At 67.4% G+C, this 15,217-nt stretch carries 10 protein-coding genes and 1 rRNA gene; 9 read left to right on the top strand and 2 right to left on the bottom strand.

Features of this window, described 5'->3' with window-relative positions; translation table 11 throughout:
* Positions 1-267 precede the first annotated feature (267 nt).
* The 6 genes from gatC to DY157_RS05930 all read left to right on the top strand — a co-directional run bounded on the left by gatC (position 268) and on the right by DY157_RS05930 (position 7,938).
* Complete coding sequence (gene gatC / locus DY157_RS05955; RefSeq protein WP_115727657.1) at positions 268-564, top strand: Asp-tRNA(Asn)/Glu-tRNA(Gln) amidotransferase subunit GatC; 297 nt, start codon at positions 268-270, stop codon at positions 562-564.
* Positions 564-2,072, top strand: a complete 1,509-nt coding sequence (gatA, locus tag DY157_RS05950; RefSeq protein WP_115727656.1) for an Asp-tRNA(Asn)/Glu-tRNA(Gln) amidotransferase subunit GatA — start codon at positions 564-566, stop codon at positions 2,070-2,072. Before gatC ends, gatA begins: the two co-directional genes overlap by 1 nt.
* Entirely contained in the window at positions 2,069-3,565 is a 1,497-nt protein-coding gene (gene gatB / locus DY157_RS05945) for an Asp-tRNA(Asn)/Glu-tRNA(Gln) amidotransferase subunit GatB (RefSeq protein ID WP_115727655.1), read from the top strand. Before gatA ends, gatB begins: the two co-directional genes overlap by 4 nt.
* A gap of 248 nt (positions 3,566-3,813) precedes the next feature.
* Positions 3,814-5,364 (top strand): sugar ABC transporter ATP-binding protein, encoded by a 1,551-nt coding sequence (locus DY157_RS05940; RefSeq protein ID WP_115727654.1) that lies wholly within the window; start codon positions 3,814-3,816, stop codon positions 5,362-5,364.
* Between the two features lie 34 nt (positions 5,365-5,398).
* Positions 5,399-6,664: an ABC transporter permease subunit gene (locus tag DY157_RS05935; RefSeq protein WP_115727653.1), complete on the top strand. Its 1,266-nt coding sequence runs from the start codon at positions 5,399-5,401 to the stop codon at positions 6,662-6,664.
* Positions 6,665-6,795: 131 nt separating this feature from the next.
* Positions 6,796-7,938 carry a substrate-binding domain-containing protein gene (locus DY157_RS05930; RefSeq protein ID WP_115727652.1) on the top strand — a complete coding sequence of 381 codons (1,143 nt, stop codon included), beginning with the start codon at positions 6,796-6,798 and terminating at the stop codon, positions 7,936-7,938.
* 84 nt (positions 7,939-8,022) lie between these two features.
* Here DY157_RS05930 and DY157_RS05925 read toward each other — a convergent pair whose 3' ends face one another.
* Positions 8,023-8,772 carry an ATP-binding cassette domain-containing protein gene (locus tag DY157_RS05925; protein WP_115727651.1) on the bottom strand — a complete coding sequence of 250 codons (750 nt, stop codon included), beginning with the start codon at positions 8,770-8,772 and terminating at the stop codon, positions 8,023-8,025.
* Positions 8,769-9,953 carry an ROK family transcriptional regulator gene (locus DY157_RS05920; protein ID WP_235827079.1) on the bottom strand — a complete coding sequence of 395 codons (1,185 nt, stop codon included), beginning with the start codon at positions 9,951-9,953 and terminating at the stop codon, positions 8,769-8,771. The genes DY157_RS05925 and DY157_RS05920 overlap by 4 nt, the downstream gene beginning before the upstream one ends.
* 156 nt (positions 9,954-10,109) lie before the next feature.
* Here DY157_RS05920 and DY157_RS05915 point away from each other — a divergent pair, with 156 nt between their 5' ends.
* From DY157_RS05915 to DY157_RS05905, 3 genes are all read left to right on the top strand, one after another.
* Positions 10,110-11,312, top strand: a complete 1,203-nt coding sequence (locus DY157_RS05915) for an ABC transporter permease subunit (RefSeq protein WP_115727649.1) — start codon at positions 10,110-10,112, stop codon at positions 11,310-11,312.
* 156 nt (positions 11,313-11,468) lie between these two features.
* Positions 11,469-12,896: an NAD-dependent malic enzyme gene (locus DY157_RS05910; protein ID WP_115727955.1), complete on the top strand. Its 1,428-nt coding sequence runs from the start codon at positions 11,469-11,471 to the stop codon at positions 12,894-12,896.
* Positions 12,897-13,629: 733 nt separating this feature from the next.
* Positions 13,630-15,173, top strand: a 16S ribosomal RNA gene (locus tag DY157_RS05905).
* Positions 15,174-15,217: the final 44 nt, after the last annotated feature.

Genomic DNA, 15,217 nt, shown 5'->3' with positions numbered 1-15,217 from the left:
TGTTAACGCACTCGCGCCCGTTGCGGGCCGCTGCGCATGCCCGTTCGGGCCCGCCCCGCACGTCAGTGGAGGGGTTGGCGACATGAGGAGGGGGTGTATCCCCTCCACGTGTCGTCAACCCCTCCACTCGCAGGGCGGGGCGGCCCATCGGGCCCTTGGCCGGGGCCGTCGGGCGCTTCGTCGCGCGTACCGACGGGCGCGGGGTCGTACGGGCACGGGGCCGGGCGGGTCCGCGGGGAGAGCGCGGCGCCGAGTAGGATGCCGAACATGTCACGCATCAGTACTGACGAGGTCGCCCGCGTCGCGGGATTGGCCCACATCGCATTGACCCCGGAGGAGATCGAGCGGTTCGCCGGCGAACTCGACGTCATCGCCGACTCCGTCGCCAAGGTCTCGGAGGTCGCGACCCCCGAGATCCCCGCGACCTCCCACCCGATCCCGCTGACGAACGTCTGGCGCGAGGACGTGGTGACCCAGACCCTCGACCGCGACGAGGTCCTCGTGCAGGCGCCCGCCTCCGAGGACGGCATGTTCCTCGTCCCGCAGATCCTCGGGGAGGACTGATGAACGACCTGCTGAAGAAGTCGGCCCTCGAGCTCGCCGACATGCTCGCCTCCGGCGAGATCACCTCGGTCGAACTCACGACCGCGTGCCTCGACCGCATCGAGGCGCTCAACCCCACGATCAACGCCTTCCTCTTCGTCGACCGCGAGGGCGCCCTCGCGACGGCAGCCGAGGTCGACGCCAAGCGCGCGGCGGGGGAGGAGCTCCACCGCCTCGCCGGCGTGCCGATCGCCCTCAAGGACAACATGGTGACCCGCGGGATCCCGACGACCTGCGCGTCGAAGATCCTCGGCGGATGGCGCCCGCCCTACGACGCGACCGTCGTGACGAAGATCCACGAGGCCGGGCTCCCGGTCGTCGGCAAGACGAACATGGACGAGTTCGCGATGGGCTCCTCCACCGAGCACTCGGCGTTCGGCCCGACCCTCAACCCGTGGGACACCGAGAGGATCCCCGGCGGCTCGGGCGGCGGCTCGGCCGCCGCGGTCGCCGCCTTCATGGTGCCGCTCGCCCTCGGCTCCGACACCGGCGGCTCGATCCGTCAGCCCGGCTCGGTCACCGGCACGGTCGGCGCGAAGCCGACCTACGGCGCCGTCTCGCGCTACGGCCTCATCGCGATGGCCTCCTCGCTCGATCAGATCGGCCCGGTCACCCGCACCGTCGCCGACGCGGCCGCGCTCACCGAGCTCGTCGGCGGGCACGACCCCCTCGACTCGACCTCGCTCGACGAGCCGGTCCCGCCGCTCCTCGACGCCGTCACCGCCGTTGCCGAGAAGGGGTCGATCGAGGGCCTGCGCATCGGCGTCGTCAAGGAGCTCTCGGGCGAGGGCTATCAGGCCGACGTGCTCGACGCCTTCACCGCGACCGTCGAGAAGCTCCGCGAGGCGGGCGCCGAGGTCGTCGAGGTCTCGTGCCCGAGCTTCGACTACGCGCTCGCCGCGTACTACCTCATCATGCCCGCCGAGGTCTCCTCGAACCTCGCCCGCTTCGACGGCATGCGCTACGGCATCCGCGTCGAGCCGACCGAGGGCCCGATCACGGCGGCCTCGGTGATGTCCGCGACCCGCGAGGCCGGGTTCGGCGACGAGGTGAAGCGCCGCATCATCCTCGGCACGCACGTCCTGTCGGCCGGCTACTACGACGCCTACTACGGGAGCGCCCAGAAGGTCCGCACGCTCATCCAGCGCGACTTCGACCGCGTGTTCTCGCAGGTCGACGTCCTCGTCTCGCCGACCGCTCCGACGACCGCCTTCAAGTTCGGCGATAAGATCGACGACCCGATGGCGATGTACCTCAACGACGTCGCGACGATCCCGGCGAACCTCGCGGGCGTCCCGGCGATGAGCGTTCCGAACGCCGTGAGCTCCGAGGGGCTCCCCGTCGGCTTCCAGATCATCGCGCCGGCGCGCGGCGATCAGATCATGTACGAGGTCGCCCGGCTCGTCGAGGGCCTGAGCGACGAGGTCGCGGCCTCCTGCCCGGCCGCTTCCTGGGAGGAGAACCGATGACCGAGCTCATGGACTACGCGGACGTCGTCGCGAACTACGACCCGGTCCTCGGCATCGAGGTCCACGTCGAGCTCGGCACGAAGACGAAGATGTTCGACGCGGCTCCCAACGCCTTCGGTGGGGACCCCAACACCTACGTCACCCCGGTGTCGCTCGGCCTCCCCGGCTGCCTCCCGGTCGTCAACCGGACCGCCGTCGAGTACGCGATCAAGATCGGCCTCGCCCTCAACTGCGAGATCGCCGAGTACTGCCGCTTCGCCCGGAAGAACTACTTCTACCCGGACCTCACGAAGGCGTTCCAGACCTCCCAGTACGACGAGCCGATTGCCCACGACGGCTACGTCGACGTCGAGCTCGAGGACGGGACGATGTTCCGCGTCGAGATCGAGCGCGCCCACATGGAGGAGGACGCGGGCAAGAACACGCACATCGGCGGCGCCGACGGGCGCATCCACGGCGCGGACCACTCGCTCGTCGACTACAACCGCGCGGGCGTCCCCCTCGTCGAGATCGTCACCAGGCCCATCGAGGGCGCGGGCGAGCGGGCCCCCGAGGTCGCGGCCGCCTACGTCCAGACGCTGCGCGACATCTTCCGCGCGCTCGGCGTCTCCGAGGCGCGCATGGAGCGCGGCAACGTCCGCGCCGATATCAACGTCTCGCTGCGCGACACCCCCGAGTCCCCGCTCGGCGTCCGCTCGGAGACGAAGAACGTCAACTCGTTCCGCGGCATCGCGAACGCGGTCCGCTTCGAGATGCAGCGCCAGGCGGCGATCCTCGCGGACGGCGGTTCGATCGTCCAGGAGACCCGTCACTTCCACGAGGAGGACGGCTCGACCTCGCCGGGGCGCGAGAAGTCCGACGCCGAGGACTACCGCTACTTCCCCGAGCCGGACCTCGTGCCCGTCGCGCCCTCGCGCGAATGGGTCGAGGAGCTGCGCGCGACGCTTCCGGAGCTCCCGGTGGCCAAGCGCCGCCGTCTGCGCGAGGAGTGGGGCTACTCGGAGAAGGAGATGCGCGACGTCGTCAACGCCGGCGCGCTCGAACTCATCGAGACCACCGTCGGAGCCGGCTGCGAGGCCGGGGCGGCGCGCAAGTGGTGGATGGGCGAGCTCTCGCGCCGGGCGAAGGAGCGCGAGCTGCCGCTCGAGGAGATGCCCGTGACGCCCGCTCAGGTCGCCGAGCTCCAGGGGCTGATCGATTCGGGCCGCATCAACGACAAGCTCGCCCGTCAGGCGCTCGAGGGCGTCCTCGAGGGCGAGGGATCGCCGACGGAGGTCGTCGAGGCGCGCGGGCTCGAGGTCGTTTCCGACGACTCGGCGCTCACCGCAGCCGTCCAGCAGGCGATCGATGAGAATCCGAAGGTCGTCGAGAAGATCCGCGGCGGCAAGGTCCAGGCCGCGGGCGCCCTCGTCGGCGCGGTCATGAAGGCGACGCGCGGTCAGGCCGACGCCGCCCGAGTCCGCGAGCTCATCTCGGAGATCCTCGGGGTCTGAATTTCGTTCCGAGTCTCGAACGGCCGCCCTCCGGAATCGCCGGAGGGCGGCCGTTCTCGCATGTCGGAGGCGGTTCTAGAGTGAACGCGCACCCTTGGCTTTATGATCTGAAGTCAAGATAACGGTTTGATTACAGTTCGTGAAATCTGCCGGATCGGACTCTCCGCGTGGCGCAGACTATTCGCCATGAGCGAGCGACGTAGCCGCCGTTCCTCGTCCCAATCGGTCCACAGTTCAGCGGAGAACCAATGACTGACTCACGCCGTGAACGCGTCGTCCTGGAGATGCGTCACATCACGAAGGTCTTCCCAGGAGTCGTCGCGCTCGACGACGTCAACCTCCAGGTGCGCAACGCCGAGATCCACGCGATCTGCGGCGAGAACGGTGCCGGCAAGTCCACCCTCATGAAGGTCCTCTCCGGGGTCCACCCGCACGGCACCTACACCGGGGCGATCGAGTTCGAGGGGAAGGAGGTGAGCTTCTCCAACATCCGCGATTCCGAGAAGGCCGGAATCGTCATCATCCACCAGGAGCTCGCCCTCATCCCGCAGCTCTCGATCGCCGAGAACATGTTCATGGGCAACGAGGTCAAGAAGCGCGGCGTCATCGACTGGAACGGCACGCGAGAGCGCGCCCGGAAGTACATGGCCGAGGTCGGACTCGACGAGGACCCCGATACCCTCATCAAGGACATCGGCGTCGGCAAGCAGCAGCTCGTCGAGATCGCCAAGGCCCTCGCGAAGGACGTCAAGCTCCTCATCCTCGACGAGCCGACCTCCGCGCTCAACGAGGAGGAGTCGGCCCACCTCCTCGACCTCATGCGCAAGCAGCGCGAGCGCGGCGTCGCGATGATCATGATCTCCCACAAGCTCGACGAGGTCGCCGCCGTCTCCGACGCGATCACCGTCATCCGCGACGGCAAGACCGTCGGCTGGATGGATGCCGACAAGGAGGGGATCGACCAGAACGAGATCATCCGCCTCATGGTCGGCCGCTCGATCGACAACCGCTACCCCGACCACGAGTCCCACCCCGGAGAGGTGAAGTTCGAGGTCAAGGACTGGTGGGTCCGTCACCCGATCAATCCCGACCGCTTCGTCTGCAAGGGCTCCTCGCTCAACGTCCGCGCAGGAGAGGTCGTCGGCCTCGCGGGCCTCATGGGCGCGGGGCGCACGGAGCTCGCGCGCTCGATCTTCGGCCGCTCCTACGGCGTCCACGAGTCCGGCGAAGTCTTCGTCGACGGGAGGAAGGCGAAGGTTTCGTCCGTTCCCGAGGCGATCGAGTCCGGCATCGCCTACCTCTCCGAGGACCGGAAGATGCTCGGCCTCAACCTCCTCGAGCTCGTCCACCAGTCGGTCGTCTCGGCGAAGCCGTCGAAGATCCTCAAGCACGGCGCGCTCGACATCGAGCTCGGCAAGCGCTTCGCCGAGGAGTACCGGAAGAACCTCCGCATCAAGGCGCCCTCGGTGATGACCGGCGTCTCGACCCTCTCGGGCGGCAACCAGCAGAAGGTCGTCCTCGCGAAGTGGATGTTCACCGACCCCGAGGTCCTCATCCTCGACGAGCCGACCCGAGGCATCGACGTCGGCGCGAAGTACGAGATCTACACCTTCATCCACGCCCTCGCCGCCGAGGGGAAGGCCGTCATCGTCATCTCCTCGGAGCTCCCCGAGCTCCTCGGCATCACCGATCGCATCTACACCATCTTCGAGGGCGAGGTCACCGGCTGCGTGAACACCGCCGACGCGGATCAGGAGAGCCTCATGCGCCTGATGACGAGCCACGTCGCCTCGAACTGACCCACCCGACACGCACACTCGCGAAAGCACTTCCATGAAGAAGAATCTCAAATCACTGTTCGGCGGCGACTTCCGCCAGGTCGGCATGGTCGCCGCCCTCGCGGCGATCGCCCTGTTCTTCCAGTTCCGCACGGACGGGAAGGTCTTCCAGGCGCAGAACCTCATGAACCTCGTCATGGGGAACACCTACGTCCTCGTCCTCGCGATCGGCATGGTCCTCGTCATCATCGCCGGCCACATCGACCTCTCGGTCGGCTCGGTCGCCGCGACCGTCGGCATCGTCGTCGCGGTCGCGATGCGCGATTGGTCGCTCAACCCGTGGCTCGCGATCCTCCTCGGCATCGCCGTCGGCCTCGTCATCGGCACCTGGCAGGGCTTCTGGGTCGCGAAGTGGGGGATCCCCGCGTTCATCGTCACGCTCGGCGGCATGCTCCTCTTCCGCGGCATGAACCAGCTCATCGGCAAGTCGCTCACCGTCCCGGTCCCCAAGCTCTTCCAGACCCTCGGCGCCGGCTACATCCCCGACATCGCGCCCGACGTCATCCCCTTCAACCTCCCGACGATGATCCTCGCGGCCATCGCCGTCGCCGCCCTCGCGTGGGCCGAGTTCCGCGGCTACGCGGCGAGGAAGGGCTTCGAGGCCGAGCCGACCCCGATCTGGGTCCCCATCACCCGCATCGTCGTCCTCGGCGGCGCGATCCTCGCCTTCGCCTGGATCTTCGCGACCGGTCGTCCCGGCACCTCCTTCCCGATCCCCGGCGTCATCGTCGTCGTCCTCGCCCTCGTCTACTCCTTCATCGCCGACCGCACGGTCCTCGGCCGCTCGGTGTACGCGATCGGCGGTAACAAGGCCGCCGCCGAGCTCACCGGCGTCAAGGTCGTGAAGACGAACTTCTTCGTCATGTGCAACTCCGCCTTCCTCGCCGCCCTCGCCGGCATGCTCTTCATCGGCCGCTCGACGGCCTCGGGCCCGGCCGACGGCAACATGTGGGAACTCGACGCCATCGCGGCCGTCTTCATCGGCGGCGCGGCCGTCTCCGGCGGCGTCGGCACGATCATGGGCACGATGGTCGGCGCCCTCGTCATGGCCTTCCTCAACAACGGCCTCCAGCTCATGGGCGTCGGCTCCGACTGGACGCAGATCATCAAGGGCCTCGTCCTCCTCATCGCCGTCGCCGTCGACGTCTACTCGAAGCGGCAGGGTAAGCGCTCGATCATCGGGACCTTCCAGAACGCCCTCGCCAACCAGCGCGCCGCCCGCGGCGACGCCCCCAAGCCCGCCGAATCCTCCGCCGAATAGGCGCGGATCGGACCGTCCGCCCGACGAAGACGGTCGGGCGGACGGACCCGGAGCACGGACTCCGGAAACCCAATAGACCCATCGGATCCGGTGGAGTCTCGACACAACACGAACACAGTGGAGAAGAGACAATGAAGACTCTCAAGACCATGGCGGTCGTCACCGCCGCGGCGGCTATGTCGCTGACGATGGCCGGCTGCGGCGCCCGCGACACGGGCACCGCCTCGTCCTCCTCCGGCGATCAGTCGTCGGCCTCGGCCTCGACCTCGACCGACAAGGTCTCCGTCGGCATCGCGATGCCGCAGAAGACCTCCCAGAACTGGGTCGAGGCCGAGGAGATGTTCAAGCAGGACTGCTCCGACCAGGGCATCACCTGCACGATCCAGTTCGCCAACGGCGGCGTCGCCGAGCAGCAGAACCAGATCTCCGCGATGATCGAGAACGGCGTCAACGTCCTCGTCATCGGCGCGATCGACGGCTCCCAGCTCGGCACCCAGCTCAAGGCCGCGAAGGACGCGGGCATCAAGGTCATCGCCTACGACCGCCTCCTCACGAACACGACCGACCTCGACTACTACATCGCCTACGACAACTTCGGCGTCGGCCAGCTCCAGGGCAAGGCCCTCCTCGACGGACTCGCCGCCAAGGCGGGCGCGTCCCCGTGGGACATCGAACTCTTCGGCGGCTCGCCGGACGACTCCAACTCCCTGAAGTTCTTCGGCGGCGCCATGGACGTCCTCCAGCCGAAGATCGACGACGGCACCCTCGTCGTGAAGTCCGGCCAGACCGACTTCACCCAGGTCGCCACGCAGGGCTGGCTCCCGAAGAACGCGCAGGACCGCATGGCCGCGCTCCTCACCTCGACCTACCAGGGCGACGCGGTTCCGGACGGCGTCCTCTCGCCGAACGACACCCTCGGCCGCGCGATCATCACCGCCGTCGAGCAGGCGGGCAAGCCGATCCCGGTCGTCACCGGTCAGGACTCCGAGGACGAGTCGGTCACCTGGGTCACCCAGGGCAAGCAGTACTCGACGATCTTCAAGGACACCCGTCCGCTCGTGAAGGGCACCGTCCAGCTCGCCATCGAGCTCGCCAAGGGCGAGGCCAGCCCGACCGTCGACGGCGCGACCCTCGATGAGAAGCAGTACGAGTCGATGGAGGGCAACCCCGTGAAGTCCTTCCTCCTCACCCCGCAGATCGTCACCGCCGACAACGCGGCCGAGGTCTACAAGGACGACTCCCACCGCCTCGAGCTCGTCAACGCGGCCAAGTGACGCGAACGACGCTCTAGCGCACTGAGAACGGCGCCCCGCTCCGAAAGGAGCGGGGCGCCGTCGCGTTCGAGCCGTGGCAGCGGATCAGATCGCGACTCGCGAGGCGCCGGTGATCGCGGCGATGAGCGCCTCGGCGGAGATGTCCGGGGCGACGAAGGAGCCGTTGTTGCGGCCGTGGCGGAAGACCTCGACGCGGTCGGCGATCGCCTGGACGTCGGTGAGGTTATGGGAGATGTAGATGACGCCGATCCCGAGATCTCGCAGTCGCTCGACGTGCATGAGCACCTCGGCGGTCTGCGCGATCGACATGGAGGCGGTCGGCTCGTCGAGGATGACGAGCTCCGGGTCGGTGACGAGCGTGCGCGCGACGGCGACGCACTGGCGCTGTCCGGCGGTGAGACGCTGGAGCGGCACGCGCAGATCGGGGATCCGGGAGCCGAGTCGATCGAGGTAGGAGCGGGCGCGAAGCTCCATCGTCTCCTCGTCGAGGAGACGATTCGCGAAGAGCTCGCGACCGAGGAAGATGTTCGAGACGACGTCGAGGTTGTCGCAGAGGCTCGACTCCTGGAAGACCGTCGCGATGCCCGCCTTGAGCGCCTGAATGGGGGAGGAGAGGACGACCTCGCGCCCCTTGAGGCGGATCGTCCCCTCGTCCGGAGCGAGGACGCCCGACAGGGTGCGGGCGAGCGTCGACTTGCCCGCGGCGTTGTCGCCGACGAGAGCGACGACCTCTTGACGATGGACGGTGAAGTCGACGTCGACGAGGGCCTCGACACCGCCGAACCTCTTCGTCAGGCCCCTCACCTCGAGCAGCGGATTGCGCGGATCGATCACGAGTCCTCCTTGGACGCGGCGAACGACGGGACGAAGGCGTCTCGGGCGAGGGCGATCGCGCCGAGGGGCTCGGCGTCGTGGCCGAGCGCGGCGGGGACGACCTCGATGGGGGATCCGCCGAGGAGCGGCCGGTCGGCGAGGGCGCGGCGGATCGGATCGAGGAGGACGTCGCCGGACTCGGCGAGCTCCCCGCCGATCGCGATGCGATCGATGCCGGTCACGGTCGCGAGGTCGGCGAGGACCCCGCCGATCGAGGCGCCCGCGTCGACGACGACCTGACGGCAGCCCGGATCGCCCGCCTGGGCGAGCGAGAGGAGGTCGCGCAGCGTCATGGGACCGCGCGAGAGGCGCAGAAGATCGAGGAGGGATTCGGCTCCGACGACCGTGTTGAGACAGCCGCGGGCGCCGCACGAGCAGATCGGGCCCGAGGGGGCGACGATGACGTGGCCGATCTCGCCGGCGACCCCGGTCGGGCCCGTGTGGAGGCGCCCGTCGAGGATCAGACCCGCGCCCGTCTGATAGGAGGCGCGGACGTAGGCGCAGTTCGTCGAGCCGCGCAGTGCACCGAAGCGGTTCTCCGCGATCGCCGCGGCGTTCGCGTCGTTGACGACGAGGACGTCCTTCTCGAAGCGCCGCGAGAGGACCTTCGCGATGTCGATCCCCTCCCAGCCGCGCATGATGCCCATGAACGCGATCGTCCCGGTGCTCGGATCGATCGGGGCGGGGAGCGTGACGCCGACGCCCGCGAGGTCGTCGTGAGAGGCGCCCGAGGACTCCATGAGCTCCATGACGAGGAGCGCGGCGCGGTCGAGGGTCGTGTCGACCTTGTGATCGAGGGGGAGGGGGAGCGTCTGGCGCGCATGATCGGCGCCCGAGGCGTCCGACAGGCAGAGTCGCAGGGCGCGCCGACCGATCGAGAGCCCGGCGACGAGCGTTCCCGTCCGCTTGAGGGAGACGAGCTGGGCGCGTCGTCCCGAGCGGATCGTGCTCGTCAGCTCGATCGCGCCCTGCGCGGAGAGCTGCTTGACGATGTTCGAGATCGTCGCCTGGGAGAGACCCGTCGTCGCGGAGAGCTCGACCTGGGTGATGCGGCCGTAGCGGCGGACCGCCTCGAGGACGCGCGCGGAATTCGCCTCCCTGAGGGAGGACTGCGACCCCGCGAGTACCCCTGACGACTGCACCCGTCCAGAATACCGACCCCGCCCGACCCCGCGCGGGCCGACGCCCTGGTGGCGAGCGCCTTCGCGCACGAACGTCAAGTGGAGGACCGGGCGCCCTCGGGGCTCTACTATGTGCGAAGGCCGGACGAGGACGCTGGCGGGGAAGGTGCGGACGAGATGTCGCGATGGTCGCTGAACACCGAGCGATTCACCCAGGTCGGCTTCATCGGCGCCCTCGTGGTCATCCTCCTCCTCGTCTTCCAATTCGTCACCGGCTCGCACATGCTCGCCGCGGCGAATCTGCAGAACATCGTCATGGGGAACGCCCACATCGTCGTCCTCGCGATCGGGATGGTCCTCGTCGTCACCATCGGCCAGCTCGACCTCTCCGTCGGCTCCGTCGCCGCCTTCTCCTCGATGTCGACGGCGCTCGTCGTCGCGAAGCTCGGTCTCCCGTGGTGGATCGGAATCCTCCTCGGTCTCGCGATCGGCGCGGCCGTCGGCCTCGCCCAGGGATTCTTCGTCGCGCGCTTCGCGATCCCCGCCTTCATCGTCACGGTCGCGGGCATGATCATGCTCCGCGGCGGCGTCCAATGGGGCTCCCACGCCCTGTCCGTCCCCGTTCCTCGCGAGTTCACGGTCCTCGGCGCCGGATACCTCCCCGACTTCGGCCGCCTCCTCGGGGTCGACATCGCGACCCTTGTCGTCGGCGCCGTCTGCGCGCTCATCGGAGTCGTCCAGATCTTCTCCGCCCACATGAGGCGCCGCCGTCGCCTCGGCCTCGAGGGGCGCGACGCCGCCCCGTGGATCGCCTCGGCGCTCATCGTGGTCGGCGTCGGGATCCTCACGTGGCTCCTCGGATCGGGCCGCGAGGGCACGTCCTTCCCGGTCCCCGGAGTCGTTGTTCTCGTCCTCGTCGGCGTCTACCACGTCCTCTCGACCCGCACGGCCTTCGGCAGGCACGTGCGCGCGATCGGCGGGAACGCCGCGGCGGCCGCCCTCTCCGGCGTCGACGTCAAGCGGATCCAGCTCCTCGTCATGATGAACATGGGGCTCCTCTCGGCCCTCGCCGGAATGATGTTCGCCGGCCGGTCGACCGCCGCGGGCCCGCAGGACGGACTCCTCTGGGAACTCGACGCGATCGCCGCGGTCTTCATCGGCGGCGCCGCGGTCGCCGGTGGACGCGGCTCGATCTTCGGAGCGGTCCTCGGCGCGACGCTCATGGCGGTCCTCTCCAACGGCCTCCTCCTCATCGGCATCGGCTCCGACCGCTCCTCGGTCATCAAGGGCGCGGTCCTCCTCGCCGCCGTCGTCCTCGACGCGGTCGGGCGGCGCGCCGCGAACCGCGACGCCATCCCGAAGAACCAGTTCATCGTCTGACGGGCGGGGGCCCCGCCCTCGTCCCCCGAACAGAATCCGCCGCCCCGCCCTCGTCCGTCCACCTGTCGCACGCCGACGAGGCGGCGCCGAACGCGTCGGTAGAATCACGCTGAACGTTCACCCACGGTCGCGCGACCGGATTCTCCGAGGACGATGATGCGCACTTCCCCCTCCTACACCGCTTCCTACCGGGTCGAGATCGACGAGTCCCTCTCGAGCATCGCGAAGGTCGTCGACTCCGCCTCCGACCTCGGAGCCCAGGTCCGCGGCCTCGACGTCGCCGATTCGAACCGGGGGCGCATCGTCCTCGACCTCACCTGCGACCTGCGGGACTCCGCGCACCGCCGCGAGGTCCGCGAGGCCCTCTCGACCCTTCCGGGCGTCACGATCTCGTCGACCGCCGACCAGACCTTCCTCTCCCACATCGGCGGGAAGATCGAGGTCCACTCGAAGGTGCCGCTGCGCAACCGCGACGACCTCTCGCGCGCGTACACGCCCGGCGTCGCCCGAGTCTGCACCGCGATCCACGACCAGCCGCACAAGGCCCACCTCCTCACGATGAAGGCGAACACCGTCGCCGTCGTCTCCGATGGCACCGCGGTCCTCGGCCTCGGCGACATCGGCCCCGAAGCCGCCCTCCCCGTCATGGAGGGCAAGGCCGTCCTCTTCAAGGAATTCGGCGGCGTCGACGCGTGGCCCGTCGTTCTCGACACGAAGGACACCGAGGAGATCATCGCCATCGTCAAGGCGATCGCCCCCGCGTACGGCGGCATCAACCTCGAGGACATCTCGGCGCCCCGTTGCTTCGAGATCGAGGAGCGCCTCCGCGCCGAGCTCGACATCCCCGTCTTCCACGACGACCAGCACGGCACCGCGATCGTCGTCCTCTCGGCCCTCATCAACGCCCTGAAGATCGTCGGCAAGAAGATCGAGGACGTCCGCATCGTCGTCTCCGGCGTCGGCGCGGCCGGCAACGCGATCATCCGTCTTCTCCTCGCCCAGGGCGCGAAGGACATCGTCGGCTACGGCCGCTCCGGCGCGCTCGCCGCCGACGACACCGAGGGCATGCACCCGACGCGCAAGGCCCTCGCCGAGGCGACGAACCCGCGCCTCGTCCACGGAACCCTCAAGGAGGGCGTGAAGGACGCCGACGTCTTCATCGGCGTCTCCCACGGCGACATCCTCGACCCCGAGGACATTGCAACCATGGCGAAGGACGCGATCGTCTTCGCGCTCGCCAACCCCACGCCCGAAGTCGACCCGATCGGCGCGGGCGAGTACGCCGCCGTCGTCGCGACCGGCCGCTCGGACTATCCGAACCAGATCAACAACGTCCTCGCGTTCCCGGGCCTGTTCCGCGGCCTGCTCGACGCGAAGGTCAAGGAGATCACGACCGAGGTCCTCCGCGTCGCCGCCGTCGCGATCGCCGAGGTCATCTCCGAGGAAGAGCTCTCGCCGAACTACATCATCCCCGGCGTCTTCGACGAGCGCGTGGCCCCCGCGGTTTCGCGCGCCGTCCGTCAGGCGGTGCGCGATCTCCCGACCATCGACATCCCCGTCCAGGAGGACGTCGACAACCGCTGAGTGCTTCGCGAGAACGCCGTCGCCGGATCCTTCGGCGGCGGCGCTTCGTGTTCTTATCCCCGTTGTCCGCAGCCCGCGCGTCTCCCCGCCGTCGCCGAGCGATGCGCGCCCTGCGGTAGTCCTTCCGCGATTCGCTTCCACCAGCTGCCGGTCATCCATTCGCGTTCCCCGGTTGCGCTTCATCGAATCCTCTCCGGCCCGGTTCCCCTCATCGACGAGGCCGCCCCGGCGACCTCCGGTCGGCGGGGAGAGAGGCTCTCGGACTCGACGAGTGGAAGTGAAGCCGGTCTCGAATACGCGCAGGTCATGTGGGGTGGGGAACAGGATGGGATCACAATTCGGGTCCCTGGCGACTCGCTCGGAGGCAAGATCCCCGGAATTCTGCGGATCGTCCCCCTCGACGCAAGCCCTCGGCGGCGCGGAGCGCGATTTGACGGTGTGGTGGGGGGTGGGTAGTGTTTTGGTCGTTGCGCCGAACGGCAGTGGCCTTGTGGCTCGGGGGTTTTTCCTTGTGGCTGGGGGTTGTGGGTTCTTGGCGTGTGGCCTCTTCTGGCTTGTCCTGGTGCGTTTGTGTTGGGGTGGCTGGTGTGTGGGTGTTGTTTGTGAACTCGATAGTGTGTTTGTTTTTATGCCTGTTTTTTGTTTTTGAGTTGTTTTTTTGTTGGGATTGCCTGCGTGTCTTGTGCCTGTTGTTTGTTGGGTGTGGGGTGTGTGGGTTTTTTCGAATGGTTTTTGTTCGGAGAGTTTGATCCTGGCTCAGGACGAACGCTGGCGGCGTGCTTAACACATGCAAGTCGAACGGACTGGCTTGGGGTTTCGGCCTTGGGTTGGTGAGTGGCGAACGGGTGAGTAACACGTGAGTAACCTGCCCTCTTCTTCGGGATAACGGTCGGAAACGGCTGCTAATACTGGATATTCACTTTTGGGCGCATGCTTGGGGGTGGAAAGAGTTTTTTGGTGGGGGATGGGCTCGCGGCCTATCAGCTTGTTGGTGGGGTGATGGCCTACCAAGGCTTTGACGGGTAGCCGGCCTGAGAGGGTGACCGGTCACATTGGGACTGAGATACGGCCCAGACTCCTACGGGAGGCAGCAGTGGGGAATTTTGCACAATGGGCGAAAGCCTGATGCAGCGACGCCGCGTGAGGGATGGAGGCCTTCGGGTTGTGAACCTCTTTCGCTCATGGTCAAGCCGCAACGTGGGTTGTGGTGAGGGTAGTGGGTAAAGAAGCGCCGGCTAACTACGTGCCAGCAGCCGCGGTAATACGTAGGGCGCGAGCGTTGTCCGGAATTATTGGGCGTAAAGGGCTTGTAGGCGGTTGGTCGCGTCTGCCGTGAAATCCTCTGGCTTAACTGGGGGCGTGCGGTGGGTACGGGTTGACTTGAGTGCGGTAGGGGAGACTGGAATTCCTGGTGTAGCGGTGGAATGCGCAGATATCAGGAGGAACACCGGTGGCGAAGGCGGGTCTCTGGGCCGTTACTGACGCTGAGGAGCGAAAGCGTGGGGAGCGAACAGGATTAGATACCCTGGTAGTCCACGCTGTAAACGTTGGGCACTAGGTGTGGGGGCCACCCGTGGTTTCTGCGCCGTAGCTAACGCTTTAAGTGCCCCGCCTGGGGAGTACGGCCGCAAGGCTAAAACTCAAAGGAATTGACGGGGGCCCGCACAAGCGGCGGAGCATGCGGATTAATTCGATGCAACGCGAAGAACCTTACCAAGGCTTGACATGCACCCAGAGCCCTCAGAGATGGGGGTGCATTTGGTTGGGGGTGTGCAGGTGGTGCATGGTTGTCGTCAGCTCGTGTCGTGAGATGTTGGGTTAAGTCCCGCAACGAGCGCAACCCTTGCCCTATGTTGCCAGCACGTTGTGGTGGGGACTCGTGGGGGACTGCCGGGGTTAACTCGGAGGAAGGTGGGGATGACGTCAAATCATCATGCCCCTTATGTCTTGGGCTTCACGCATGCTACAATGGCTGGTACAGAGGGTTGCGATGCTGTGAGGCGGAGCGAATCCCTTAAAGCCGGTCTCAGTTCGGATTGGGGTCTGCAACTCGACCCCATGAAGGTGGAGTCGCTAGTAATCGCAGATCAGCAACGCTGCGGTGAATACGTTCTCGGGCCTTGTACACACCGCCCGTCACGTCACGAAAGTTGGTAACACCCGAAGCTCATGGCCTAACCGTTTTGGCGGGGGGAGTGGTCGAAGGTGGGATTGGCGATTGGGACGAAGTCGTAACAAGGTAGCCGTACCGGAAGGTGCGGCTGGATCACCTCCTTTCTAGGGAGCCCTGTTGTGGGGGGGTGTTGCCTGTTCTGGTGCCC

This window comes from Actinomyces culturomici (assembly GCF_900499005.1).
GTDB classification, from domain to species: Bacteria; Actinomycetota; Actinomycetes; order Actinomycetales; family Actinomycetaceae; genus Pauljensenia; species Pauljensenia culturomici.
This window is presented reverse-complemented; position numbering and strand designations above follow the sequence as displayed.